We start from the raw sequence: 24,080 nt of genomic DNA, 5'->3' as shown, positions 1-24,080 counted from the left end.
CTCAGGAGGCGGTGCTATGGCAGGTCCGCGCGGAAGGGCCAGTTATCTTACCGATGAGGAGAAAAAGAACTCCCCGAAGATTACCAAAGAACTGATCACCCGGGTTTTTTCCTACCTGAAGCCCTACTGGAAACAGCTGGCGCTGGTGCTTGTCTGCATTGCCGTATCCTCGGTCTGCAGCCTGTTTCCCTCCATCCTCACCGGTAACATTATCGATGTGCTGACCGGAAAGGAAATGGGCGGCTGGATCGGTGCGGGCATCTCCGCCCTGGTGAAGCTGATCATCCTTTCCCTGGGACTGACCCTGGCTTCCAGCCTGATCGGCGTGGGGGAGACATACCTGAACAACTGGATCGCCCAGCATATCTCCTATGACATGCGGAACCAGATGTACCGGCACCTGCAGAAGATGTCCCAGCGCTTCTTCACGTCCGCCAACCAGGGCGATATCATCACCCGCATGACCAGTGATATCTCCGGCGTGGAATCCGTGGTGACCAATACCTTTACCAGCATCCTGTCCAACACCATGACCCTGGTGGTGGCCCTGGTGGCCATGTTTCAGAAGAGCTGGATCCTGGCCCTGGTGGGCATTGCCATTGTTCCGGTCTTCACCCTGCCCACCCGGATGGCCGGCAAAAAGCGGTGGAAGCTGGCCGGGGAAGCCCAGGCATGCAACGATGAGGTCAACGGGATTCTGAACGAGACCCTGTCCGTCAGCGGCCAGCTGCTGGTGAAGCTCTTCGGCCGGGAGCAGTCCGAATATGAGCGCTATGAGGAAGCCAACGGCCGGATGATCAGCCTGAACATCCGGGAGCGGATGGCAGGCCGCTGGTTCTTTATGCTCCTGCATACCCTGACTTCCATCGGGCCGATGCTCCTGTACCTGGTGGGCGGCATCCTGATCATGAAATACGACAGCACCATCACCGTCGGTGATATCACGGTGCTGGTAGCCCTGCTGGGCCGCCTGTACGGCCCGGTGAACAGCCTGCTGAACATCCAGGTGGACTGGATCCGCTCCATGGCCATGTTCACCCGCATCTTTGAATACTATGACATGAAGCCCGAAATCGACGACAAGCCGGACGCGAAGGAACTGAAGAACGCGAAGGGCGACATCAATTTCGACCATGTCAGCTTCACCTATGACGGGGAGCGGATGATCCTCAAGGACATCAACTTCACCCTGCGCAGCGGCGACTGCGTGGCCATCGTCGGCCCCAGCGGCAGCGGCAAGAGCACCATCGTCAACCTGATCCCCCGCCTGTGGGATCCCACGGCGGGCAGCGTCACCTTTGACGGTACCGACGTGCGGGACCTGACGCTGCATTCCCTGCGGGATGAGGTGGGCGTTGTGACCCAGGAGACCTACCTGTTCAACGGGACCATCCGGGAGAACCTGCTCTACGCGAAACCGGACGCCACCGAGGCGGAGATGATCGATGCCTGCCAAAAGGCAAACATCTATGACTTCATCAAAAACCAGCCGGACGGCCTGGATACCATGGTGGGCAACCGGGGCCTGAAGCTCTCCGGCGGTGAGAAACAGCGGATCTCCATTGCCCGTGCCCTGCTGAAAGATCCGGCCCTGCTGATCTTCGACGAAGCCACTTCCGCCCTGGACTCCATTTCCGAGGCGGCGATCCAGGCGGCCATCAATCCCCTGATCGAGGAGCGGACCTCCATCCTGATTGCCCACCGGCTGTCCACCATCCTGGCGGCGGACGAGATCCTGGTGGTCCGGGACGGCGAGATCGTGGAGCGGGGCACCCACAAGGACCTGGTCCATGCGGGCGGTACCTATCAGGAGCTCTATGAAACCCAGTTCAGTAAAGCGATTGAATAAACAGGAGGAGAACGGCATGATCCGGCGGATGTTTGCGGTATTCCTGGCCCTGCTGGCGGTCCTGTGCCTGTCTGTTCCTGTATATGCGGAGGGAAACAATATGGAAGAGATCATTATCCCGGGCCCCAACGGGGATATTTACGGCGTGCTGCAGGTTCCGGAAACGGACGGCCCCGTACCCCTGGTGATCCTGTCCCACGGTTTCGGCGGAAACCACAGCTTCAGCCTGCCAACAGCGGCGCATTTTGTGGAGAACGGTTTCGCGGCCTACAGCTATGACTTCTGCGGCGGCGGATTCAACTCCCGCAGCAGCGGCACCATGATGGACATGTCCGTGCTGACGGAGGCCGCGGACCTGAACGCGGTCATCGATACCTTCAAAGGGGACGAACGCTTCTCCTGCATCCTCCTGTGGGGTGCCAGCCAGGGCGGCTTCGTTTCCGCGTATGTCTCCTCCACCCGGCCGGAGGACATCAAAGCGGCGGTGCTGGAGTTCCCGGCCATCGTGCTGCAGGATGACTCCGAAGCCCGGCGGCGGGCGGACGGCACCTTTCCGGAGGTCATCAATGTGATGGGGGCGAAGCTCAGCCGGAAGTATGACGAGGATGCCACTTCCTTTGACCTGTATGACCTGCTGCCCCGCTATCCCGGCCCGGTCCTGATCCTTCACGGGGACAGGGATCCCATTGTGCCCCTGCGGTATTCCGAAAAGGCAAAGGAAACCTTCCCGGATGCGGAACTCATCGTTTATCCCGGCCAGGGCCACGGCTTCAATGGCACGGCCCTGAAGGACGCCCTGGAGAAGGAAACCGCCTTCTTCACGGAGCATACCAAATAATATACGAAAGCGGCAGCCCCGGAAGGGACTGCCGCTTTGATTTCAGTTGAGTTTACAGCTTTTCATAGAAGGCAACGGCCCCGCGGAGCTCTTCTTCCGTGGGGTGTCCTTTCGCGATGCCGCCTACCAGCTTGAAAGGCCCGAAGGTGTCAAAGCCCCGGCAGTCATAGGCGCCCAGCTCTTTGCAGTGCTTGGGCTCCGTGATCTCCCGGATGGACTTCATGAAGGCGCCGGAGGGGGCGCCGTGGGTGCAGATGAAGAAGACATCCTTTCCTTCCGGAAGGTTTGCCTGCGCGTACTCCAGGAGCTGTTTGGCAAAGGCGTTGTAGTAAATGCCGGAGGCAAAGCCGATCCGGTCATAGCCGGCCAGGTCGGTGGAGGAATCCTTCGTGATGTTGATCAGGTCAACGTCATGCTGCGCCGCGATGGCGTCCAGCAGTTTCTTCGTGTTTCCATGGTGTTCGGAATAATAGACAATTGCGGTTTTCATTCAGTAACCTCCTCAGATTAAATACCCAGGACTTTCCGGAGTGCCCGGTCCGTCGCCTTGGGAAAATGTTTCCGGATCTGTACCGCGATCCGGTCCCGGGAAGCTTCCGGCTTTTCGCTGCAGCTGTTTACGGCGTCATAGCCCCATTTGGTTTCCGGGGTCATCAGCTCTGCCACGTGCCAGCCGTAGCTTTCGCCGCGCTTGTTCCGCCGCTGCCGGAAATCGCTCATGATCAGGAAGGATTTCATCTGCAGGTCGGTCAGGGCGCCTTCAAAGCCTTTCTCCAGGGCGGCGCGCCTTTTGATCTCGCAGGAAAGCAGGCCCAGGCCTTCGGCGTTTTCGTTCAGCTCCAGGATGTCCAGAATCCGCTTGCAGCGGCTGGTCATCTTCCCGTCTTCATACAGGCCTTCATAATCATAACCGTCCCTGCGCCAGTTTGCAAAGCAGGGGAACCACTCTTTGGAAACAAAACCAGCTTTCTTATCAAAGAACTTGCCGTAGGCGATGGTTTCACACGGAGCCAGCACCTGCCGCCAGGCCCAGGGATCCGTGGCCGGGGAACCGGCCCACCAGTCTTCCGCCGGGGTACGTTCTTCCACGGAGAAACCGGGAATGTCATTGGAAAACAGCGGCAGAAAACCGATCTCCTGCACCAGGGCCAGGAGATCCTCCGGAGAATGCAGGCAGTCCTTGTCCGTGCGCCTGCAGCCTTTCATGAACCATTCACCGGCGATCGTTTCCATGCTTGTCTCCAATACAATATCAGTTGATTCTTTCGTTCTTTTTGATTTTACCATCCGGCACGTTCTCTTCGCAAGCTATACTGCCGGTATGGGTTCCCGCCATCCAAACCGAAAAATCACGGCACATATATTTCGCCGGTCCGAAGAATAAAAATGTATATTTTCCGTTTTGAACGATGTATTTCCGGGACTCTGTGTGATATTCTTTTCCCGAAGGCGGCGGATGAAGCAATCCTGATTCAACCGAAACCGACCGAGATTAATGAAAGGAGACACCCCAATGGACGCCATCCTCACTTTTCTCCAGAACAGCTGGCACTGGATCCTCATTGCCCTGGCTGTACTCATCATTATCCTGAAATTCTTCCCCCGCTACAGGATCGCACCGCCGGACACTGCCCTGATCATTTCCGGCCTGTTCCGCAGGAGCTACAAAGTACGCAATCCTGACGGAACCACTTCTGTCAAGAAGTTCGGCTACCGGATCATTCGCGGCGGTGCCACCTTCTACGTACCCGCCATTGAGCGGATCGACCAGCTGGATATGTGCCTGAACCAGGTTGACATCCGCACGGCCCAGCCCGTACCCACTAAGGAATATATTTCCGTGCTGGTGGACGCTGTGGCCAACATCAAGATCGGATCCGACGACCTGTCCATCGCAACCGCGGCCGAGCAGCTGCTCCACTATAACGGTGAGCAGATCAAAGCCCTGGCCAAGGACGTCCTGGAAGGCAACATGCGTGAGATCATCGGCCAGATGACCATTGCCGAACTGGTGCAGAACCGTGACAAGTTCGCCCAGGAATCCATCAAGGCCGCTATGGCTGACATGGCCAACATGGGCCTGGAGATCATCAACCTGACGATCCAGAACTTCTCTGACAAGGACGGCAACGTCATCGACACGATGGCTGCCCGCAATGTGGCTGAGAAGGAACAGGACAAGCGCATCGCGGAAGCTGCTGCCGAAAAGGAATCCAAGTTTGCCGAGATGCAGGCTGAAGCCGAAATCGCCCGCCAGAACCGTGACCTGGAGGTTCAGAAAGCCGCCTTCAAGCAGGAAACGGAAGAGGCCCGCGCCAAGGCTGAAATGGCCTATAAGATTGAACAGGAACGTATCAACAAGACCTTTGCCACTGAGCACGCGGCTGCTGAAATGACCCGCCTGGAAAAGGAAACGGAACTGAAGCGGCAGGCTGTTGAGATCGAGCGTGAAAAGCTGAACGTGGAGATCCGTGAAAAGGCGAAGGCCGAAAAGGACCGCGCCATTGCCGAAGCCGAGGCGGAGAAATACCGCAAGCAGGCGGAAGCGGATGCCGCCCTGTATGCCGCCCAGAAGGAAGCGGAAGCCATCCGGATGAAGGGTGAAGCGGAAGCAGAAGCCATGCGGCGGAAGGCGGAAGCCATGAAGCTTTACGGCCAGGCTGCCATGATGCAGATGGTTACCGAAAAGCTGCCTGACATCGCCCGCGCTGTGTCCGAGCCCCTGAGCAAGACCGAAAAGATCATCCTCTTCGGCGAAGGCGGAGCCACTTCCATGGCCCGGGATACCGCCGGCACCATGTTGCAGACCTTTGAGGCTGTGAAGGAAGCCGTCGGCCTGGATATCCCCAAGGCCATCCGTGACGTGACCACCGGCGGACTGATCGGCAAGGCCGCGCAGGAAGAAGAAAAGGAAACCGTGAAGGACGAGGCTGTGAAGGCTGAACCCGAAACGGAAGAAACCGCTCCGGAACCGAATGAGGTTCCCGCGGAAGACACCACCGAAGAGCCCAAAGAGGATTAATCCTCTGAAGGGCGGGAGGGCAGAACATCTGCCCTCCTTTTTTATGCGGCGGGTTGATGGCCTAAAAGGCAAAATAGATGTTATACTGTGTGCAGATCGACATTATAGTTGCTGGGGTGTAAGGTGCAGATCAGGAAGGACAAGAATAATGAACGTGAATGATAATTATCCGCTGATGATTTCGCCAATACCAAAAACCAAAGGTTTTGATGAATTCAATAAAGAAGAAGTAAAACAATATTTTGATTGGTATGTTTCTCAAAGTGATATACGAATCAATCAGCTGCAACACTATATTGCTGATAGTGGTTCGCCTGAGGTTAAACTTGATGGAACGCCTGAGTCTTTTATTCCTTTGTGGAGATGGTTTGAAAACAATATACAGACAGAGAAAAAAACCGAAGAAGAAATGGAAGCCGAAATGGTCGGCAGACCGGAATGGATGCGAAAGGAAATTCGGAAAGTTGACTGGAAGTTTACTGTTATGACATATGCATTAGCAGTTGATATAGCTTTTTATTTTGCTAAAGTCTTTATACATTATCATAATGGTATATCATGGGGATATTATACAAAACCGAAAAATCTCATATCTGTCAAAAAACCTGTATTGGTTGGCTTTAGAAACGGGGTTTTTATGGATCCCCGATTAATTGCTATGAATTGCTGCAGTAAGTCATTGCGGGAAAGGAAAAAAACGAGATTATTGGATATATATAATTCATGGATAGAAGAAGTTCCAAGAAACTAGCATTAGACGATGGGCCATAGGGACGGTTCCGTCGGCCCTATGTACCACATGGGCCGGCGGAACCGTCCCTGGGGCCCACACTGCATGGCCCGGGGCTGCAGCCCGTTCTCCACTGAGAAAGAGACACTGGCTCTTTCCCCGGGCGCTCCGAACCCCAGGATGACACGGGGAATGCTGCTCCGTCAAAAGTAAATATCATATTTGTCGAAGACAAATAATTCATATTGGACGCAGTCCAATAATTCATATCGGCCTTATGGCCGATAATTCATATTTCAAAGAAATGAAATGTTTTGAAATAATTCATTGGCTGAACCTGAATCCCATTCAGGTTCAGCTCACCAGTTCCGATACTTTTATCCCAAAATAGGCGGCGATGTCCTCCACCAGTTCCTCATCCGGAACGGCGAAACCGTGTTCCCAGTTGGCCACGGTACCCCTCATGAGATCAAAAATCTCGTCCAGGGCGGCCTCGCTCAATCCGCGGGACTGCCTGAGTTCCCTGATTTTCTGCGCGAACATTTATATGCACCTCCCGGTTTCTCTGCTTATATAAACGATTCTCTGAGCATATCCTATCCCGCCTTTGTGAGGGAATCGTGAAACAAATATGAATATCACGGGTTGTTTTCCGGACAAACGGGAAAAACCTGTTTTTTTCGCGTATGGTGTATACTGGTTATTGAAGTATATGGTAATATTCCATATACTGGTAAAAAGATCCGTCATGAAACAAGTGAAAGATACGGATAAACGAAGGTGGGATTGTATGAATACTACACGCCGCTTCGCGAAGCTGATCATAACCCTGTGGCTTTTCCTTTCCGTTCTGGCTCCGGCCTGCGCGGAGGAACCTGCTGTGCAGTTCAGCGCGGATAACCAGCTGAACATCCTGATCGTTGCCGACACCCAGGACATCGAAAACCCCCAGCAGGCCATGCTGTCCCTGCTGAATGCCTCCCTGGACACTGCCAAACCGGACCTGGTGATCTTCCTGGGAGATATGATCCACGGCCGTGTGATCCGGGGAGAGGAAAACGTCCGGAAAGCCATTGACGCGGTGGTTTCCCCGGTGGTGGAGCGGAACATTCCCTTCGCCCTGGTCTTCGGCAACCATGATGAGGAATGCGGCATCAGCAACGAGGAACAGCTGAAGATCTACCAGTCGTATCCGGGCTGCCTGACCGTGGAAGGGGAGGAGATGCCGGGCTGCGGTAACCATTACCTGCTGATCGAAAACCCGGTGAATCCGCAGAGCCCCGTCGTTCTCTGGTTCCTGGACAGCGGCAATCACGCGGAAGAAGGAAAGGGCACCTATGACTACGTGAAGGAAGAGCAGATCGACTGGATGCTGCGCTCCTGGAATGATCTGAAGACAAAGTATTCAGACCCGGTGTCCTATGCCTTCCAGCATATTCCTGTTCCTCAGGTATACAACATGATTAAAGAGGTTCCCTTCGGAACCGCCGGAGCTGTCACCTGCTACGGCCCCAACATGTTCAAATGGTATGTCGTGGACGAACAGTATATCTGGGCCGGCCACCTGGGAGAAGGCCCCTGCTCCTCCGACTATGACAGCGGGGAATTTGACGCCTGGAAGACCATGGGCCTGAAGGCCGCCTTCTTCGGCCATGACCACCTGAACGACTACTGCGGCACGTATGAGGGTGTTGACCTCATCACCACCGCCGGCGCGGGCTTCTATCACTATGGCAGGGGAGACGAACACGGCACACGCCTGGTTACCATCAGCGCGGAAGCTCCCGCTGAATACGAAACAAAGATGCTCTACTACAAGGACATTGTTTCCGAGCCCATGCCCGGCCTGCTGGTGCCCTGGCTGGGCGTGCTGCTCCAGCGTTACTTCTTCATCTGCCTGGGCATCCTGCTCCTGATCATCCTCCTGGTGGTCCTGCTGATCCGGTATCTCATCCGGCGGCACAGAAGGAAAAAGGCTGCAAAAAGGTAGGAGTTAGGAGTGTGACAGAGGGACAGACCTAATGTCACACTGCGTATGACACTACTTCTGTCCCGCAGTCACACGGCTGCGGCCGGGATAGATCTCTCGACTGCGCTCGGGGTGACACCGGGGTTGTATGCCTGCGGACTGACTTGCTGTGATCCGAAACTGATGAGTGAACAAACGGGACGTTTTTCGCGTTACGGATTGTCCGGAACTCGAGAACCGTCCCTGACGTTCGCGGTCCGGAGCGCTACTCTATATATCAAGGGATTCCTCCACGCGCTAACGCTTGGTCGGAATGACACCGGGGTGTGCTACAGAATGATTCCCATGTGTGTTGTTTCGCTCTGAATCCGAAGGAGATTCTTCGACGCGCTCGCTGTGCTCGCTTGCTCAGAATGACACAGGAAGGAGCGCACCTGTCTGAATCCCCGGGGATTGGCTGGAGATCATATAATTCTGAATTGCAAATATTGTCCTTGAATTTTCTGTTTTTTTCCTGTTTGTCCCATACTGCTTCTTGAAATGTACGTACAAGCTGCATATACTGATAACATACAAATGTTGAAATATAAGGGATGAACAGCATGAAGCACCTGTCCTGCTTATTTCCCGGAATCGGCTATACCTGTGATAAACCTCTTCTCTATTACAGCAGGAAACTGCTTAAGGAACTCGGATGGGAGACCATCCCTGTTTCCTATACCGGTTTTCCGGACAAGGTCAGGGACGACCCGGAAAAGAAGCGCCAGTGTGTAAAGATCGCCATGGAGCAGGCGGAGGAAGCCCTGAAGGATATCGACTGGAAGAAATATGACGATATCCTCTTTATCGGCAAGAGCGTCGGCACGGTGGTGGGCGCCCTGTACGCGAAAGAGCACAGCGTCAGCTGCCGCCAGGTCCTTTATACCCCGGTGGAGGCTACTTTTGAATACGCCTGCCAGAAATCCATTGTGTTCCACGGAACCGCGGATCCCTGGGCGGAAACGGATATGATCCGGGAGAACTGTAAAAAGCAGGGCATAGTCCTGTATGAAACGGAAGGTGCCAACCACTCCCTGGAAACAGGGGATACGGATAAGGACATCAAGGAACTGAGGAATGTGATGAAACTGGTCCGGTATTTCATCACCGGGGAAACGGAAAAATAAGCATGAAAAAACGACCGCCGCCGGCGGTCGTTTCACTTTACACTTTTACACAAACTCCCGCTGCTGGGGTTCCAGGACCCGCCTGCGGGGCTGCTCCTCGCTCTGCTTCATTTCCCGGTAGTCTCCCAGGATCTGGCCGCAGCCGTACACCAGCAGGGAAACCAGCCAGGAGATCACGGCCCCGCCGATGATAAAGAAGATGCCGTTGACCAGGGTCTCATTCCAGGTGGCGGAATGGATTCCGTCCGAAAGGCCGATATAGAACAGCCCGATGATGACGCTGACGGTCATCCCCAAAGCACAGATCGCGATGGATAGCCTTTTCATTTTGGTGCTTGTGTCCTTATACATGTACCTGTCCCCTAACCATATGAAAATGATGAGATGGGATGCCACGAGGGATACCACTTTCTGTGAAAAGGAATACCTGTTAACTTGCAAAAACGAAATACGCTAAATACATTTTACACAGAATCGATTGATTTTCAATGTCTTTTTGCTGTTTTCAAAGAAATATATACAAAAGTTCACGTAACTGAAACAAAAAACACACCGGCAGGTTTTCCCGCCGGTGTGAAGTTCATTATTCTTTCCGTTTCTTCTTTTCCCGGAAGCCGGGGTTTTCCAGCTTCAGGTTAAACACCGTTCCGCACTGGCTGCAGGCGCAGGCCAGGACGGCGGAGCTCCGGGGAATCTTCGAGGTCGGCACTGTTTCATAAAACCGGACCGTGCCGTGGGAAACGAGGTAACCCTCGATGACCTCTTCACTGCCGCATTCCGGGCAGACCTTGATATCAGCCATACAGACCTTCCTTTCATCAGGCGCCGTAGCTGTTGTAATGCCTCGTTTCGGTGTACTCTTCCTCATCATAGTCTTCATCATCATTCCGGGAGGAAGTGTTCCGGTTCTTTCTGCTGAAATACCAGATCAGGCCGATGACGATGCCCAGGGCAAAGCCGCTGCCGGAGAAGACGGTGTGAAAGATCCAGGAAACGCCGCTGGCGAAGACGCCGATCATCGGGCCCAAAACCATGGCGAAGACACCCAGGATCGCGCCAAGAACGGCGAGGACAACCCAGCCTCCGAACATCAGGCCTACCAGTCCCAGAAGAAATCCGGGAAGGAATCCTCCGTGTCCGGTCCTGCGGCCACGAGGACCCATATAATTGTAACGATACATTTTACAGATCCTCCTTTTCATCATTCGGCTCGGGTATTTCCCTTACCGTGGTTCCATGATAGCATCCGTAAACGCCGGAAAACAGAACAGGAAGGGAGAGATAAAGGGGGCTATTTCTCCTTTCGCGGTTTCCCGCCCGGGGAAAAGGATGGTATAATACCCGAAGAAACGGAGGGAAAAGCCGTGAAGATCATGGTCAGTGCCTGCCTGCTGGGCGAGAATTGCAAGTATAACGGCGGGAACAATCTCAGTCCGGAACTGATCCGCCTGCTGGGAGGCCATACGGTGATCCCGGTCTGCCCCGAGGTACTGGGCGGCCTGCCTACCCCGCGGGTCCCGGCAGAGATCGTGAACGGAAAGGTGATGAACCGGAACGGCGAATCCGTGGACGAAGCCTTCCGGAAAGGCGCGGAAAAGGCAATGGAGACCGCGATGCGGGAAAAACCTGACCTCATCATCCTCCAGTCCCGCAGTCCCAGCTGCGGCGTAAAGGAGATCTATGACGGCAGCTTCTCCGGCAGGAAGATCCCCGGACAGGGCATCTTCGCCGGACTGCTCAAAGAAGCCGGATTCAATGTCATAGACGTGGAGGACCTTCCGGAGGAACTGAAATAAAAAGCCATGATTTCGCCGGATAATGCAATCCAATTGCGTTATCCGGCGATTTAGATTGTTTACTAGACTGTAGTTATCTTCTGTTAGGTTTCATATGTCCCATTTCCAAATCTTAACAGTATAATTAATTTTTATAAAATTTGTACGTACAATATTGACGGGCATAATGCGATGTATATAATCATTTCCTGATGATCATCACAGCAATATTTAAGGAGAAATGATTTCATGCACAATAAAACACTCAATCGTGTTATTGCAATGGTATTGGTTATTATTTCTGTTTTCGCTTATGCAGCTATGGCTATGGCTGAGGTTGAATGCTATATCACCTTAAAACATGCAAATAACAAAAATGCTCCTGTTAACGTTCGTTCTGGTCCTGGAAAAGATTGCAGCATAGTATGTAAATTAAGTGCTGGAACAAAGGTTTATTATATTAGCGGAAACGGAAATAGCCTTGATTCGTGGAAAAAGATACGTGTCCCCGGATATGATGATGAAGATTGTTATGTTCAGAATAAGTATCTTACCAATCAGAAGCCTTCAACAGAAAGTGATACAGACCAGGGTAATGCAAACAATCGGTATGGATCCACGAATCTGAAAAAAGGCAGCAAAGGCAGTAAGGTCAGGATACTTCAGGGGGATTTGAAAGCACTGGGTCATAATATTGCTGTAGATGGTGACTTTGGTGAAAAAACAGATAAAGCAGTTCGGTCTTTCCAGAGAACGCATGGCCTGACAGCTGATGGTATTGTTGGACCGAAGACCAGGCTGGCTCTTTATAAAGCAATTAACAACAAAAAATAAAAGCTCTGAAAACAACAACGGTAAACCAATGAGACTGTCAATGGCTTCTGATTTCAGGAATGCCATTGGCAGTTTTTATTTCAGTTAATGAAGAAGACCTGTGCGTGGACTGTGATTTGATTGATACCATGATAGTATATAGGGAAAGAATTATTACCAATATTTGACAGAAATAATATTATTTTATAAAAATGGTACGTACAATATTGACTGATGAAAACAAGCTTATATAATTGAATTCAGATGATCATCACAGCAATACAATAAGGAGATTAGATTCCATGAACAAAAGAATACTGAATCGTGTAATTGCGTTGGTATTGGTTATTATGTCAGTTTTCGCATACGCATCCATAGCTCTGGCGGATCCTGTGCCGTGCTATATTACACTCAAGTATGCAAACGACAAAAATGCTCCTGTCAAAGTTCGTACTGGCCCGGGAAAAGATTACCCTGTAGCAGCTTATCTCACAGAAGGAACACTGGTATATTATGTAAGCGGAAATGGTAATAATCTGGACAACTGGAATAAGATAATAGTTCCGGGAGTCGAAGGAGAATACTGCTATATTCAGCAAAAGTATCTTACTGATAAGAAGCCCAGTACTCCAAGTGAGCCTGAACAGGGCAGTGCAAATGCCCGGTATGGTTCAAAGAACCTGAAAAAAGGCAGTAAAGGCAGCAAAGTTAGAGTACTTCAGCAGGATTTGAAATCACTGGGATACAATATTGCTGTAGACGGTGACTTTGGCGCAAAAACGGAGAAGGCAGTTAAAGCTTTCCAGAAAGCGCACAAACTGACGGCGGATGGCATTGTTGGACCGAAGACCAGGCTGGAACTGTACATGGCTATCAAATACAGATAATGATTTGTATCTAAAAAAACGGAAATAAATATGGCTGCCAATGGATTCTGATTTCAGGAATGCCATTGGCAGTTTTTATGTTGATATTTTCAGGGGAAATGACCTTTTCATATTCCGACAAGAAATTTACGAAAATATTAAGAAAATGTCATAAATAACGAAAATGGGGTAAAAACGCACCTTTCCGTCGCCCATAATGGTCCTGTACCGAGAGGGAAGCAAACGAAAGGACAGGTGAGCGGGATGGAAATCAGGATCGCGGGAAAAACGGGGTACAGGATGAACTGGCTGCAGGCCGCGGGGAAAAAGGCGGCGGAGATCATGGAGCGGCTGGCAAAGGATACCGAACCCAGTGAGGAAGAGATCCGTGCCTGCGTGAAGGCGGAGCTGGAAGCGGAAACCGCCGCCATGTTCCGGGAGCTGATCATCTGACAGGACGGCCGGTTGCCGCGGCCCCTTCCGGATGGTATAATCCGGACAGAAAAACGAAAGGGGCGCCTGCGTATGATCCGGCCTATTGTCCACGATCCCCTGTTCCTGGCCCAGCCTTCGGAACCGGCTTCCCGGGAGGACCTGCCGGTTGCCCGGGACCTTGTTGACACCCTGACCGCCAACATGGACCGCTGTGTGGGCATGGCCGCCAATATGATCGGCGTCTCGAAACGGATCATCGTTATTGCCCGGGGCCCCATGGCCGTGGCCATGCTGAACCCGAAGATCCTCAGCAAAAGCGGGGAGTATGAGGCGGAGGAAGGCTGCCTTTCCCTGGAAGGTGTCCGGAAAACAAAGCGGTACAAAACCATCCGGCTTTCCTGGCAGGATATGCGGATGAAAGAGCATACCGAAACCCTGGAAGGCTTTCAGGCCCAGATCGTCCAGCACGAGCTGGATCACTGCGACGGGATCCTGATCTGAATAGAAAAAAGTGACGGCGCCGGTGGATGGCGCCGTCTTTTGAAAAAAGAGAAAGGAATGAAAGTGCGGATCAGACAGGTGCGTGGAAATATTCGATCCGCAGGGTAGGGCTCGTCCGGATGACAAAATTCAGGCCTTGCCATTCTCCGTCCGAGAAATCAAGATACCGGTTACTGCCCTGGATGATGAGTCGCTCCATGGCAAGCCGGTCCACGCGTTCCAGCAGGGCTGGATGGTTCTTTCGCAGGAAGTTCTTCATTTTCTGCGTAGCCTGCATCAGTTCATCCGGCTTGACGAAAGGATGATCGACGGTTGAGCCTCTCCGCTGGTCATATTCGCTGTTGTACAGATACAGCGCGTTGCCGTCCACAGACAGGTCGCACCGGAGCGTCCTGTCTTTTTCCGTAAAGGTGATCCAGCAGACATCATCGACCGTTTCCACGTTGGCGTTGGGATAGCTGTCAGGTGAATAGCCTTCCGCCTCCAGCAGTTCCCGGCCTTTGGCATACAGTCCGTCCAGGAGCTCTTCGGTCCAGATGCCTTCTGCAAACGCAGCGGAAGCAAAGACCGCGCACAGCACGATCGCAAGCAGGAAAGCAACCGGTTTCAGGTTACGCATAGTGTCCCTCCTTTGAAAGAATTCGGTATGAAGCATACCTGTCTATACAACGGTTCATCTCCCGGAATTATTCCAATTAAATTACAAAAATTTTACAAAATTATTTCGAGCCATAAAAACACCGGGGGAATAATGCTTCTCCCGGTTGTCATTGCTTTGAGATAGTTTATATTATTTTGTTTTCATAATCCTGCAGTTCGTGGAATATATTATCCACAATTGCTGTATTACCATTAAGTCGGTAGAGCATAAAATATCTGTGAGATAAGAAATGGATTTTTCTGTATCCAAGCGCTTGTAAACGTGGATTATCGCAAAGCTTTAAACTTCCAGCAGATCTGGATAAACTCAATTTGGTTTCTTCAAAATCATTAAGCACGTTTGCTGCTGCTTGCGGGTTTCTTTTTTCAAAGAGCAGATAAGAGATAAACTTGTCAAGATCTTCTTCTGCGTCTGAAGTAATTACTGCTTTATAATCCATATTTCGCCCTCATATCAGCTATCACTTCATCTGCATCCCTGTACATTCCCTGATCCGCATGCTGTCTGGATACTTCCAGCTTCTGGTATATTTCTTCTTCAGACATTGGCGTGTAAGGATTTGGAGCGGATCTTTTGATTTCAAAAGGAAATCCGTTATTGGCCACGGCCTGAGTCAGAAACATTCTCACAGCAGTTGTTGTATCTGTACCCAATTCTCTAAATAGCATATCTGATTTTTGTTTTAATTCATCATCGACTCTGACTTGAATTGTACTGGACATTGATATCACCTCCTATCTTGAATCAATGCTATTGTATTACAAATGCAATATAATTGCAATGATACAGTGCGATTGAGAAGAAAAGGAACGGATGATATAATCATTGCAAAGCAAAAATGAACAGAACGGGGGTGAACCGTCATGGCCTACAGTGAGCTGATCAAAAACTTCGGGAAGATCCGGTCCTATATGCGGGACTTTTATGTCTTCGGCTTCCGGGGCCGTGATGAGTTCAGCTTAAAGAGCACCCGGATCTATGACGATGAATCCCGCCGGGTGAAAAGCTGGCTGGAGGGCTATATCGATTCCTATTACGATGAGACCGGCAAGAAGGTCTTCCTCTCCATCGACAGCCGGTCTGTTCCCCGCAACCCTCTGTACACCGCCTTCAAAGCGAAAAGTTTTACGGACTGGGATATCACCCTGCACTTTTTCCTGCTGGATATCCTGCGCTCCGGTCCCGCTTCCGTGAATGCCTGCCTGGAAAAGATCACCGGGGAATACCTCGGGGATTTCAGCGCGGAGTTCCCGGACGAGGGAACCATCCGCAACAAGCTGAGGGAATATGAAAAAATGGGCATCCTGGTTTCCCGGAAGGAAGGACGCACCCTGACATATGCCCTTGCCGAAGACTTCAGGGAACTGCCGGCGTGGAAGGACGCCGTGGATTTCGGCTCGGAAGCCATGCCCCTGGGCGTCATCGGCAGCTATTTCCCGCGGGAGGGCGAAAGCGCCTTCCGGTTCAAGCACCAGTATTTCCTGGGTGCCACGGACAGCGAGATCCTGTATGACCTGTGCCTGTGCATGACGGAGCACCGGAAGGCGGAAGTGACCTGCGTCACCCGGAAGAAAAAAGAGGAGCGGAAGCAGGAGATCCTGCCCGTCCGCTTCTATTTCTCCACCCGCACGGGTCGGCAGTATGTCCTGGGATACAGCTATCCCTCCAGGCGGTTCCTCTTCTTCCGCCTGGACAGCATCCTGAAGGTGAAAGCCCTGGAAGCGGAGGAGGAACCCGAACGGTATGAAGCCCTCTGGCAGGCGTTTGACAGGCACCTGTGGGGCGTCGGCCTCGGGCAGCATACCCTGGACCATCTGGAGATGGTGATCCACGCCGAACCCGGGGAGGACTTTATCCCGAACCGGCTGGAGCGGGAAAAACGGCACGGCCGTGTGGAACAGGTGGACGAAACCACCTGGAAGTTCACCGCGGATGTGTATGACGCCTCCGAAATGCTGCCCTGGATCCGGACCTTCATCGGGCGGATCGACCGGCTGGAGTGCTCCAATCCCGGTGTCACGAGGGTCTTCCGGGAGGACCTGGAAGCCATGCGCCGCCTCTACGGAGGTGATCCGTGATGCTGTTCAGTGAATACTACGGTGAATACTATGCCTGCGTGGCGGAGATCCTGAGTAAAGCTGTGCGCGGGGAACTGACGAAGGAAAGCCTGCTGGAGATCACCCGCCGCAAAGGCTTTACGGAGAGCTCCCTGGTGATCCCGGAAGCCCTGAGGGACGGCTCCTGGCCGCTGCTCAGAAAAGACCTCACCACGCTCCTGAAACACGAACCGGTTCATCCCGTGACCCTGCTGCAGAAGCGCTGGCTGAAGACCCTGCTCACGGACCCGCGGATCCGTCTTTTCGATGTCCCCGAAACGGGCCTGGAAGAGGTGGAACCCCTTTTCGATCCGGAGAAGATTATCTGGTATGACCGCTACACCGACGGGGATCCCTTTGAGGACCCGGGATATATCGAGCGCTTCCGCGTGCTGCTGGAAGCGGTGAAGACCCGCCGGAGGGTGCAGGTGGACTTTACAAGCCACCACAGCCGGCGGAACGTGTGGAACGTGGTTCCGTACCGGCTGGAGTATTCCCAGGCGGATGACAAGTTCCGTCTGCTGTGCCGCAGCGGACGGCAGGAGCGGATCCTGAACCTGAAGCGCCTGGTTTCCTGCCGCCTGTTGGAGCCCGTTAGCCCGGCGGAGTATCCGGAACCCGTACCTGAAAACGAAACCGTGACCCTGGATATCACGGATGAGCGCAATGCCCTGGAGCGGGCCATGCTCCAGTTTTCCTACCTGGCGAAAAAGACGGAGCGCATGGGGGAGAACACCTACCGCATGACCCTGCAGTACCGGAAGGACGATGAAACGGAGCTGGTGATCCGCATCCTGTCCTTCGGGCCCCTGCTGAAGGTCACCGGACCGGACAGCTTCGCCGCCCTTATCCGGGAGCGGATCGAACGCCAGGTCAGGCGAAACGAAACCTGAAAAAACAGAGTTCGCAACTTTTTTTCCATGAACTTCTTTTTACAACCTGATACTCTGAGCATGCAGAGCAGATCACCCCGGTGATCAGGAGGCGCTGACAGCAGTCAGTCTATGCAGGCACCGTGAAGCAATTGGAAGGCTTTCCTTCCCCCGGTGTTCAGGTCCATACGGCTTCAGGAAGGGACCACGCGCCTAGGCTCTGGAAGATGCTTGCAGCAGTTCAAAGGTCTGTCCCGCGAGGGAAAGGGTTCAAATCCCAAAAGCATCTTGTACCTTTCAAAAGATGCCTGCAGCATTAAATGGCGGCACCTTACAGGAGCGGGGTTCAACTCCCCGGGCATCTTGTCTTTTGAGTGATTCGTGCAAAGAGGAGGATAAAACAATGCTTAAGGAACTGATGGATATGCTGAGGGGCAGCACCCGCACCCTGACAGAAAACGGCGCGGTCACCCTGCGGACTTCCGGATCGGACTGTGTGGACCTGTTCGGGACCATCGGGGCACTGCGGCGCGCCAGCGATCAGGATATCATCTTCCGTTTTGCGCTTGCGTATGATGAGGATCCGGACCTGGCCATGAAGATGCTGTTCTATTGCCGGGATGTCCGGGGCGGCCTGGGAGAACGCCGGGTATTCCGGACGATCCTGAGGCATCTGGCCGATGTGCATCCCGAATCCGTCCGGAAGAACCTGCGGCTTGTCAGTGAGTACGGCCGCTGGGACGACCTGACGGTGCTGCTGGGAACCAAATGCGAAAAGGATGCCCTGGCCGTGATCCGGGAGCAGCTGAAAAAGGACCTGGCTGCCCTGGAAAACGGGGAAGAAGTCTCCCTGCTGGGCAAGTGGCTGCCTTCCGTCAACACCTCCAATAAAGAGGCCTGCCGGATGGGAAAGCGGATCGCAAAAGCGCTGGGCATGACGGAAGAACAGTACCGGAAAACGCTGGTAAAGCTCCGGGCAAAGATTAAGATTATAGAAAACAACCTGCGGGAGAAGGATTATACTTTCGACTACGCGGCCCAGCCCGCATGGGCACTGCTGAAATACCGGTTTGCCTTCCGGAACCATGACAGGGAACGGTACGCCGCTTTCCTGGCTTCTGTGGAGCGGGGAGAGGCTACCATGCACACCGGCACGCTCTATCCCTATGACATCGTGCGGAAGGCGCTGGACTTCCGCGGGACCGCGTTTGACAGGAAGGCGCTGGACGTCACCTGGAACGCGCTGGAGGATTTTGCGCCGGAAGGCAACGCCCTGTGCGTCATCGACGGGTCCGGCTCCATGTATTCCTGCGGGAATCCGGTCCCGGCTACGGTGGCCCTGTCTCTGGGAATCTACTTCGCGGAACGGAACCGGGGAGAATTCCATAACCGGTTCATCACCTTCTCCCGTACGCCCCAGCTGGTCACCATCGACGGAAAAGACATCGTGGACAAGGTACGTTACTGCAGGCTCTTCAATGAGGTCTCGACCACCAACATCCGGAAGGTCTTTGACCTGATCCTGGACACGGCGGTCAAATACCGCATACCCCAGTCGGAAATGCCGGAAACCCTGTACATCATCTCCGATATGGAGTTTGACCGGTGCGCGGAGGATTCGTCCCTGACGAACTTCGAATACGCGAAGCAGCAGTTTGAGGCCCACGGATATAACCTGCCGAAGGTGGTCTTCTGGAACGTCCAGAGCCGGAACATGCAGCAGCCCGTCCGCATGAACGAGCAGGGCGTTGCCCTGGTCAGCGGCTGCACACCCCGGACCTTCGAGATGGTGACCGGCGGGAACTACAACCCGGCAACGGTTATGCTGCGGATCCTGTGCAGCGAACGGTACGCGCCCGTCTGCGCGTAAACAGAAGGAGAAAGAAAATGTTTGAGGAACTCTATGCCCTGGCCATCCTGTACGCGAACGGCTTTGACACCGGAAAGCAGTATCAGGACCTGCTGAACGAAATGACGCTGCAGGGCAGGGAAGACATGCTGGAACTGCAGTACCTGTCCCTGAAGGACGCGGCGGTCCATACCCTGTATATGGCGGATAACGGGACAAAGTATGACCCGGACACTTTCGGCAGGTACCTCATGCGGTATCTGCGGGAGACCTGGGAAGGCAAATCCCTGGACTTCCTGGGGGAACACCTGTACACCCTGTGGCGGGGCCTCCCCGAAAGCCTGCAGTATGAGTATCCCATTTTATTCTTTTGTTACGCAGATGACGAAGCAGGTTTCTGCAGGGAAAAACTCATTTCCGAAGCACAGTGCAGGATGTGGTTTGAGGATGTTTTCAACTTCTATGAGAACGGTAAAACCGTAAGGATCGGAATCTCCCTGTCAGACCACCTGCGTTACGCGGGCAAGCTTCCGCCGGCAGGACAAACTCCTGAAAAACCATAACCCCAATAAAACAGGCGGCGCATTGCGCCGCCTGCGTTCTTTTCTTCCGCCTTTATCCTTCCGCCTTTTCTTTCTTGATGCGGAAAAGGTAATATCCCGTGACCCCGATGGCCAGACCCACCGTCAGGCCTCCGAGGATCCGGAAGTGTCCGGTGTCGGGCTCCTCAGCCGTTACGGGTTCTTCGGCAGGCGCTTCCGCCACAGGTTCCGCGATCTCAGGCACACTTTCCAGGGAAGCCAGGGTCGGGATTTCCATGTCCGCTTCCTCAAAGCCCAGTTCGGTGATGGACCTGTTTCCGAACAGGCCTGTGGACAGGTTCAGGTCAAACGTGTCCCATTCCGGATCAAAGTGATAAACCGTCCCGTAGATGATGTCTCCCCAGGCGTCGTATTCCAGGACCAGGTCCCCGGCGGGAGTCCGCTTGTCCATGTACATGGAGGAAATCGTGCCGTCCTCATAAAAGATGGACCTTCTCAGGCCGTATTCTCCCATGCCGTTGAACCCCTGGGAGAAGGTCTTTTCCGTGTATTCCACAAACTGTCCTTCGTCCAGGGAGTACACCAGGAACCAGTCGTTTTGCTCGTTTTCGTTTTCCGTATGGATATATACACGGCCCTGCGGGGTAATGCTTTTGTTCCGGATCTGGCGGCATACGTCCCGGTCGGAAACAAACAGGGCATCGTAAAAGGTGCAGGTCACATTTCCCGCCGGATAATGATAAGTCAGCGCCGCGGCCTCCTCAGACCGCCAGTTCCGGTATACCACGGTCATGGCATCCGCGCCGGCTTTTTCAAAGGGATAGTCCGTCTCAATAAGCGGCTCATCCCTTTCATCGATGTCCACAAGGAAGGTGAAGTCCTCGGCCATGGGGATCAGGGAAACACTGGTATACCCGTAGTCACCAAGCGCTGCCCCGGGCAGCCCCAGGACAAACAGCAAAAGCGCGGCAGACAGGAGCTCCCGGATCCAGCGATATTCTTTTCTCATCATCTTCATGGTCGTGTACCTGCTTCCCGGCCGATCCGGGAAGCGTCTTCAACTCCTTTCGGAATTGATTCTACCCGAACCGCCCGATCCGAATAAAGGACAGAAACCGCAGGATATCCATCCCTATTTTTCCACTGACGCAATTGTTCCGCCCCGCCGGGGCTGATATAATAACCACAGACATACGGAAAGTATGCGAAGAAAAGAACCACCGAAGGGAGTGACCTTAATGTCATTTGATCCTGAAAGATATACCCATCCGTCGGACAGGGCAGCCCTGAAGGCCCTGCAGGCCATCCCGGGCTTTTCCCTGCTCATCAAAGGCTTCATGAACGTCTGGAACGAGCGCCAGGGAAAGATCCTGAACATGTCCACCCGCATCAAGCTGGGCGAGAACCAGATGCGGAAGTATTACGACATGCTTCCCCCCATCTGCGAAAAGCTGGGCATCCCGGTGCCGGACCTGTACCTGGAAATGAATGTGAACCCCAACGCCTACACCTACGGCGATACGGCCCCCTTCATCGTCCTGACCTCGGGCCTGCTGGACACCATCCCGGATGAACTGGTCCCCACGGTCCTGGCCCATGAGTGCGGCCACATCGCCTGCAAGCATTCCCTTTACCTGACCATGGGCCGGACCGTCCTCAGCGGCGCCTCCAATGTCCTGGGCAGTGTCCTGAAGCTGGGCGGCCTCCTGACCGTGCCCCTGCAGGTTGCCTTCTATTACTGGATGCGCTGCAGCGAGTTCTCCGCTGACCGCGCCGCCGTCCTGTGCGACGGAACGGCAAGGAAGTCCCAGGAGGTCTGCATGCGCCTGGCCGGCTGGAAAAAGGAAAACCTGGCGGAGGGCAGCATCGACGCCTTCCTGCAGCAGGCAGCGGATTACCGGGAGATGATCACCGGCAGCGCCTGGAACAGGACCCTGGAATTCATGGTCCTCAGCCAGGCCAGCCATCCTCTCCTGGCTGTCCGGGCTGCGGAGTGCGGCGAGTGGGAGAGAAGCGAACAGTACTCCCGCATCATAAGCAACCTTCCGGATGATAACACCAGCATCCCCGAAACCCAGCAGACCCAGCCGGAGGAAGACCCCGCCCGGACCGTGGAACAGAAGATCACGGAGGCCTTTGACGGCCTGTTCGGCTTCCTGAAAAAGGACCAGCAGGAAGGCACAAACGACACCACCCAAGACACCGAAACACAATCCCCCGAAGAAACCCAAAAAGCAGAAGAGATTGCCAACGAACTCCGCTGGTACAGAAAGATGGTGGAGGAAGGCCTCATCACCAAAGAGCAGTACGAACGCAAGGAACGGGAACTGCTGGGGAAATAAAAAACAAACGAACCCCAATAACGCACACGGCGCAGGGAAGCATCTCCCTGCGCCGTATCTTTCTTTCATATCCTATTTTCCGGCAATACTTGCCACCGCTTCATCGGTTCGGATCAGGAAATCCAGGTAGTTGAACTCAACCGGGGCATAATCCATCATCGGCTTTTCATACAGCTCCCCGGTCACAGCGTTCACCACGATCCCGATATACCGGGGATCCTTCTGTCCCACCGCGGAAAAGGCCCTTTCCATCTCTTTGTCATACCGGGCCATTGCCGCGTCTGTGGAATAGGCTTCCTCAAACCAGGAGTGCTGCTGCAGGCCGAAGAAATACACCGGCGTTCCGTCCAGGACATAATAGGCGGATACCCATTCCACAAACAGTCCCGGCATATCCTCTGTCCATCCCGCCGCCTTCACCAGCCCCTCCAGGCCCAGCCGGCGCGCAACCGCAATATCCAGCACGTTTTCCGGCGGAACGGTGATCCCCCGCCTCAGCACACCGACATACTGCGGCCAGATTTTATCAATTTCCTCCCGGCTGACGGAGGCCAGCTTCTCATTCCATTTCGCGCAGACATCCGCCAGGTACAGATAACTGTTCTCCCGGTGAAAGCAGGCCTTCAGCTCCCTTTCCAGCTGCTGTTCCAGGTTGATCTTCGACGGCCGGTCCAGTTCGATCAGGTTTCCGTCGTTATCCATATCCCCGGCATACAGCCCGTCTTCATCCTCCGGCGGATCCAGCAGCACCACGCTGAATCCCCACACCCCGTCATCATACACGATCTGCCCCTTCCTGAGCAGATCCCGGGTAACCCCGGTCTCCCTTTCCACCAGCGCAAAGGCCATATCCCACGCCTCAGACGTACTCATCTTCGAAGACCCGGCCAAAGCACAGGAGCACATCCCCACAGCCAGCACCAGACAAACAACAAGCACCATACACCGTTTCATATCTCACATCGTCCTTTCTTTCATGTGGTCTCAAACATGTAGACGACGCGAGATACAGATATTATTCACATCTTTATAAAGTGTCATCCTGAGCAAGCAGTATGCAGTGAGCACAGCTGAAGAACCTCCCCGCCGTAGCGCCGCTTCCGTGTCATTTCGACCGGAACGTAGTGGAGCGGAGAAATCTAAAAAAGCAACAGAAAACTGTTGCTTTTTGGAATAGCAACAAAAAAGTGTTGCTATTTTGGAAAGTATCAAAATAGTGATGCTCTTTCTGAATAGCAACCAAAAATGGTTGCTATTTTATCAGTGCAAACAGAAATGTATGCACATCAAAAGTGCAATCAAATTCGATTGCACTTTCCAATACAATGCAATACAACCACCCGCAAAAAAGAGACGACGCCGAAGCGCCGTCCTTTATGGGGGAAAGAGAAAAAGAGAAGAACGCATATAAGAGAAACACCACTGCCGGAAAACAAGCATAAACCGGCAGGATGGGAATCGCCGAATCAAGGTTGGCCGTTATCCCTGTTGACATGTGTATCATAACCAGGGAACCTTAAGTGAGCCTTAAGGAAAAAAACAAAAAAGAGACGTCATGCGATTACATTCTGTTCTGGAATCGGTGAGGTGTAACGGCTAGAAACGTTGAATTATAAGGACTTTCGTTTTTGGACGATTACATGGGTCAATGTAATTCATAGAGAAAAGAGAAAAAACGACACATTTCAAAAGTGATTGTAAAAAACAGTATCAAAACCTGTCTCTGCCTTGATATCGTTATTTGTTGAATGTTA

Annotated in this window: 27 protein-coding genes; 16 read left to right on the top strand and 11 right to left on the bottom strand. The window is 53.3% G+C overall.

Annotation, left to right across the window (positions count from 1 at the left end; genetic code table 11):
• Positions 1–16: 16 nt before the first annotated feature.
• Positions 17–1,849: an ABC transporter ATP-binding protein gene (locus tag JYE50_RS10820; protein ID WP_084095551.1), complete on the top strand. Its 1,833-nt coding sequence runs from the start codon at positions 17–19 to the stop codon at positions 1,847–1,849.
• 16 nt (positions 1,850–1,865) lie between these two features.
• Complete coding sequence (locus tag JYE50_RS10815; protein ID WP_283399183.1) at positions 1,866–2,687, top strand: alpha/beta hydrolase family protein; 822 nt, start codon at positions 1,866–1,868, stop codon at positions 2,685–2,687.
• 52 nt (positions 2,688–2,739) lie between these two features.
• Here the strand turns inward: JYE50_RS10815 and JYE50_RS10810 are convergent, their stop codons facing one another.
• Complete coding sequence (locus tag JYE50_RS10810) at positions 2,740–3,177, bottom strand: flavodoxin family protein (RefSeq protein WP_084095550.1); 438 nt, start codon at positions 3,175–3,177, stop codon at positions 2,740–2,742.
• A 17-nt stretch (positions 3,178–3,194) separates the two neighbouring features.
• Complete coding sequence (locus JYE50_RS10805; RefSeq protein WP_084095549.1) at positions 3,195–3,920, bottom strand: AlkZ-related protein; 726 nt, start codon at positions 3,918–3,920, stop codon at positions 3,195–3,197.
• Positions 3,921–4,200: 280 nt separating this feature from the next.
• Between JYE50_RS10805 and JYE50_RS10800 the strand changes: the two genes are divergently transcribed.
• Positions 4,201–5,709 carry a flotillin family protein gene (locus tag JYE50_RS10800; RefSeq protein ID WP_179138298.1) on the top strand — a complete coding sequence of 503 codons (1,509 nt, stop codon included), beginning with the start codon at positions 4,201–4,203 and terminating at the stop codon, positions 5,707–5,709.
• A gap of 148 nt (positions 5,710–5,857) precedes the next feature.
• Positions 5,858–6,460, top strand: a complete 603-nt coding sequence (locus tag JYE50_RS10795) for a hypothetical protein (RefSeq protein WP_084095546.1) — start codon at positions 5,858–5,860, stop codon at positions 6,458–6,460.
• Between the two features lie 333 nt (positions 6,461–6,793).
• On the opposite strand, the gene JYE50_RS10790 is transcribed toward JYE50_RS10795, so the two are convergent.
• The gene (locus JYE50_RS10790) at positions 6,794–6,982 is read right to left on the bottom strand and encodes a helix-turn-helix domain-containing protein (RefSeq protein WP_084095545.1); all 189 of its coding nucleotides are present in this window, start codon (positions 6,980–6,982) and stop codon (positions 6,794–6,796) included.
• A gap of 247 nt (positions 6,983–7,229) precedes the next feature.
• Here JYE50_RS10790 and JYE50_RS10785 point away from each other — a divergent pair, with 247 nt between their 5' ends.
• Complete coding sequence (locus JYE50_RS10785) at positions 7,230–8,429, top strand: metallophosphoesterase family protein (RefSeq protein ID WP_179138297.1); 1,200 nt, start codon at positions 7,230–7,232, stop codon at positions 8,427–8,429.
• A gap of 581 nt (positions 8,430–9,010) precedes the next feature.
• Positions 9,011–9,574, top strand: a complete 564-nt coding sequence (locus JYE50_RS10780) for an alpha/beta hydrolase (RefSeq protein WP_143763590.1) — start codon at positions 9,011–9,013, stop codon at positions 9,572–9,574.
• A gap of 45 nt (positions 9,575–9,619) precedes the next feature.
• On the opposite strand, the gene JYE50_RS10775 is transcribed toward JYE50_RS10780, so the two are convergent.
• The 3 genes from JYE50_RS10775 to JYE50_RS10765 form a co-directional block, all read right to left on the bottom strand.
• Positions 9,620–9,925, bottom strand: a complete 306-nt coding sequence (locus tag JYE50_RS10775; protein ID WP_084095542.1) for a hypothetical protein — start codon at positions 9,923–9,925, stop codon at positions 9,620–9,622.
• A 232-nt stretch (positions 9,926–10,157) separates the two neighbouring features.
• A complete protein-coding gene (locus JYE50_RS10770) occupies positions 10,158–10,376 on the bottom strand; it encodes a hypothetical protein (protein WP_084095541.1) in 219 nt (72 codons plus the stop codon).
• Positions 10,377–10,392: 16 nt separating this feature from the next.
• Positions 10,393–10,755, bottom strand: a complete 363-nt coding sequence (locus tag JYE50_RS10765; RefSeq protein ID WP_084095540.1) for a cytochrome c oxidase subunit II — start codon at positions 10,753–10,755, stop codon at positions 10,393–10,395.
• Positions 10,756–10,938: 183 nt separating this feature from the next.
• On the opposite strand from JYE50_RS10765, the gene JYE50_RS10760 reads away from it, so the two are divergent.
• The 5 genes from JYE50_RS10760 (at position 10,939) to JYE50_RS10740 (ending at position 13,964) form a co-directional block, all read left to right on the top strand.
• The gene (locus JYE50_RS10760) at positions 10,939–11,370 is read left to right on the top strand and encodes a 2-thiouracil desulfurase family protein (protein ID WP_084095539.1); all 432 of its coding nucleotides are present in this window, start codon (positions 10,939–10,941) and stop codon (positions 11,368–11,370) included.
• A 228-nt stretch (positions 11,371–11,598) separates the two neighbouring features.
• Entirely contained in the window at positions 11,599–12,183 is a 585-nt protein-coding gene (locus JYE50_RS10755) for a peptidoglycan-binding protein (protein ID WP_283399182.1), read from the top strand.
• Between the two features lie 281 nt (positions 12,184–12,464).
• On the top strand, positions 12,465–13,049 hold the full coding sequence (locus JYE50_RS10750) for a peptidoglycan-binding domain-containing protein (RefSeq protein ID WP_283399181.1): 585 nt from the start codon (positions 12,465–12,467) through the stop codon (positions 13,047–13,049).
• A 243-nt stretch (positions 13,050–13,292) separates the two neighbouring features.
• Positions 13,293–13,481 (top strand): hypothetical protein, encoded by a 189-nt coding sequence (locus JYE50_RS10745; RefSeq protein ID WP_084095538.1) that lies wholly within the window; start codon positions 13,293–13,295, stop codon positions 13,479–13,481.
• A gap of 72 nt (positions 13,482–13,553) precedes the next feature.
• Entirely contained in the window at positions 13,554–13,964 is a 411-nt protein-coding gene (locus tag JYE50_RS10740; protein ID WP_084095537.1) for a peptide deformylase, read from the top strand.
• Between the two features lie 70 nt (positions 13,965–14,034).
• On the opposite strand, the gene JYE50_RS10735 is transcribed toward JYE50_RS10740, so the two are convergent.
• The 3 genes from JYE50_RS10735 to JYE50_RS10725 all read right to left on the bottom strand — a co-directional run bounded on the left by JYE50_RS10735 (position 14,035) and on the right by JYE50_RS10725 (position 15,347).
• Complete coding sequence (locus JYE50_RS10735) at positions 14,035–14,583, bottom strand: hypothetical protein (RefSeq protein WP_084095536.1); 549 nt, start codon at positions 14,581–14,583, stop codon at positions 14,035–14,037.
• Between the two features lie 166 nt (positions 14,584–14,749).
• Complete coding sequence (locus JYE50_RS10730) at positions 14,750–15,064, bottom strand: type II toxin-antitoxin system RelE/ParE family toxin (RefSeq protein ID WP_084095535.1); 315 nt, start codon at positions 15,062–15,064, stop codon at positions 14,750–14,752.
• Positions 15,054–15,347: a type II toxin-antitoxin system RelB/DinJ family antitoxin gene (locus JYE50_RS10725; protein WP_084095534.1), complete on the bottom strand. Its 294-nt coding sequence runs from the start codon at positions 15,345–15,347 to the stop codon at positions 15,054–15,056. The genes JYE50_RS10730 and JYE50_RS10725 overlap by 11 nt, the downstream gene beginning before the upstream one ends.
• A gap of 141 nt (positions 15,348–15,488) precedes the next feature.
• Here JYE50_RS10725 and JYE50_RS10720 point away from each other — a divergent pair, with 141 nt between their 5' ends.
• The 4 genes from JYE50_RS10720 to JYE50_RS10705 all read left to right on the top strand — a co-directional run bounded on the left by JYE50_RS10720 (position 15,489) and on the right by JYE50_RS10705 (position 20,005).
• The gene (locus JYE50_RS10720) at positions 15,489–16,703 is read left to right on the top strand and encodes a WYL domain-containing protein (protein WP_084095533.1); all 1,215 of its coding nucleotides are present in this window, start codon (positions 15,489–15,491) and stop codon (positions 16,701–16,703) included.
• A complete protein-coding gene (locus JYE50_RS10715; RefSeq protein WP_084095532.1) occupies positions 16,703–17,614 on the top strand; it encodes a WYL domain-containing protein in 912 nt (303 codons plus the stop codon). Before JYE50_RS10720 ends, JYE50_RS10715 begins: the two co-directional genes overlap by 1 nt.
• 382 nt (positions 17,615–17,996) lie before the next feature.
• Positions 17,997–19,463, top strand: a complete 1,467-nt coding sequence (locus JYE50_RS10710; RefSeq protein ID WP_084095531.1) for a DUF2828 family protein — start codon at positions 17,997–17,999, stop codon at positions 19,461–19,463.
• 17 nt (positions 19,464–19,480) lie between these two features.
• Entirely contained in the window at positions 19,481–20,005 is a 525-nt protein-coding gene (locus JYE50_RS10705) for a hypothetical protein (protein ID WP_084095530.1), read from the top strand.
• Positions 20,006–20,057: 52 nt separating this feature from the next.
• On the opposite strand, the gene JYE50_RS10700 is transcribed toward JYE50_RS10705, so the two are convergent.
• Complete coding sequence (locus JYE50_RS10700; RefSeq protein WP_084095529.1) at positions 20,058–21,002, bottom strand: hypothetical protein; 945 nt, start codon at positions 21,000–21,002, stop codon at positions 20,058–20,060.
• A 220-nt stretch (positions 21,003–21,222) separates the two neighbouring features.
• Between JYE50_RS10700 and JYE50_RS10695 the strand changes: the two genes are divergently transcribed.
• Positions 21,223–22,326, top strand: a complete 1,104-nt coding sequence (locus tag JYE50_RS10695; protein ID WP_179138296.1) for a M48 family metallopeptidase — start codon at positions 21,223–21,225, stop codon at positions 22,324–22,326.
• A gap of 72 nt (positions 22,327–22,398) precedes the next feature.
• On the opposite strand, the gene JYE50_RS10690 is transcribed toward JYE50_RS10695, so the two are convergent.
• On the bottom strand, positions 22,399–23,280 hold the full coding sequence (locus tag JYE50_RS10690; RefSeq protein ID WP_143763589.1) for a hypothetical protein: 882 nt from the start codon (positions 23,278–23,280) through the stop codon (positions 22,399–22,401).
• Between the last annotated feature and the right edge of the window lie 800 nt (positions 23,281–24,080).

Origin of the sequence: Aristaeella lactis (genome assembly GCF_018118585.1) — a bacterium.
GTDB classification, from domain to species: Bacteria; Bacillota; Clostridia; order Christensenellales; family Aristaeellaceae; genus Aristaeella; species Aristaeella lactis.
Note: the sequence above shows the minus strand (reverse complement) of the source record. Positions and strands in the feature narration are given on the sequence as shown.

Coding starts and splice junctions, on each gene's coding strand:
- JYE50_RS10810 (WP_084095550.1), bottom strand. CDS start 3,177: ATGAAAACCGCAATTGTCTATTATTCCGAACACCATGGAAACACGAAG.
- JYE50_RS10770 (WP_084095541.1), bottom strand. CDS start 10,376: ATGGCTGATATCAAGGTCTGCCCGGAATGCGGCAGTGAAGAGGTCATC.
- JYE50_RS10795 (WP_084095546.1), top strand. CDS start 5,858: ATGAACGTGAATGATAATTATCCGCTGATGATTTCGCCAATACCAAAA.
- JYE50_RS10785 (WP_179138297.1), top strand. CDS start 7,230: ATGAATACTACACGCCGCTTCGCGAAGCTGATCATAACCCTGTGGCTT.
- JYE50_RS10800 (WP_179138298.1), top strand. CDS start 4,201: ATGGACGCCATCCTCACTTTTCTCCAGAACAGCTGGCACTGGATCCTC.
- JYE50_RS10805 (WP_084095549.1), bottom strand. CDS start 3,920: ATGGAAACGATCGCCGGTGAATGGTTCATGAAAGGCTGCAGGCGCACG.
- JYE50_RS10775 (WP_084095542.1), bottom strand. CDS start 9,925: ATGTATAAGGACACAAGCACCAAAATGAAAAGGCTATCCATCGCGATC.
- JYE50_RS10735 (WP_084095536.1), bottom strand. CDS start 14,583: ATGCGTAACCTGAAACCGGTTGCTTTCCTGCTTGCGATCGTGCTGTGC.
- JYE50_RS10755 (WP_283399182.1), top strand. CDS start 11,599: ATGCACAATAAAACACTCAATCGTGTTATTGCAATGGTATTGGTTATT.
- JYE50_RS10690 (WP_143763589.1), bottom strand. CDS start 23,280: ATGAAACGGTGTATGGTGCTTGTTGTTTGTCTGGTGCTGGCTGTGGGG.
- JYE50_RS10695 (WP_179138296.1), top strand. CDS start 21,223: ATGTCATTTGATCCTGAAAGATATACCCATCCGTCGGACAGGGCAGCC.
- JYE50_RS10745 (WP_084095538.1), top strand. CDS start 13,293: ATGGAAATCAGGATCGCGGGAAAAACGGGGTACAGGATGAACTGGCTG.
- JYE50_RS10730 (WP_084095535.1), bottom strand. CDS start 15,064: ATGGATTATAAAGCAGTAATTACTTCAGACGCAGAAGAAGATCTTGAC.
- JYE50_RS10790 (WP_084095545.1), bottom strand. CDS start 6,982: ATGTTCGCGCAGAAAATCAGGGAACTCAGGCAGTCCCGCGGATTGAGC.
- JYE50_RS10820 (WP_084095551.1), top strand. CDS start 17: ATGGCAGGTCCGCGCGGAAGGGCCAGTTATCTTACCGATGAGGAGAAA.
- JYE50_RS10740 (WP_084095537.1), top strand. CDS start 13,554: ATGATCCGGCCTATTGTCCACGATCCCCTGTTCCTGGCCCAGCCTTCG.
- JYE50_RS10815 (WP_283399183.1), top strand. CDS start 1,866: ATGATCCGGCGGATGTTTGCGGTATTCCTGGCCCTGCTGGCGGTCCTG.
- JYE50_RS10710 (WP_084095531.1), top strand. CDS start 17,997: ATGCTTAAGGAACTGATGGATATGCTGAGGGGCAGCACCCGCACCCTG.
- JYE50_RS10780 (WP_143763590.1), top strand. CDS start 9,011: ATGAAGCACCTGTCCTGCTTATTTCCCGGAATCGGCTATACCTGTGAT.
- JYE50_RS10700 (WP_084095529.1), bottom strand. CDS start 21,002: ATGAAGATGATGAGAAAAGAATATCGCTGGATCCGGGAGCTCCTGTCT.
- JYE50_RS10705 (WP_084095530.1), top strand. CDS start 19,481: ATGTTTGAGGAACTCTATGCCCTGGCCATCCTGTACGCGAACGGCTTT.
- JYE50_RS10750 (WP_283399181.1), top strand. CDS start 12,465: ATGAACAAAAGAATACTGAATCGTGTAATTGCGTTGGTATTGGTTATT.
- JYE50_RS10765 (WP_084095540.1), bottom strand. CDS start 10,755: ATGTATCGTTACAATTATATGGGTCCTCGTGGCCGCAGGACCGGACAC.
- JYE50_RS10725 (WP_084095534.1), bottom strand. CDS start 15,347: ATGTCCAGTACAATTCAAGTCAGAGTCGATGATGAATTAAAACAAAAA.
- JYE50_RS10720 (WP_084095533.1), top strand. CDS start 15,489: ATGGCCTACAGTGAGCTGATCAAAAACTTCGGGAAGATCCGGTCCTAT.
- JYE50_RS10715 (WP_084095532.1), top strand. CDS start 16,703: ATGCTGTTCAGTGAATACTACGGTGAATACTATGCCTGCGTGGCGGAG.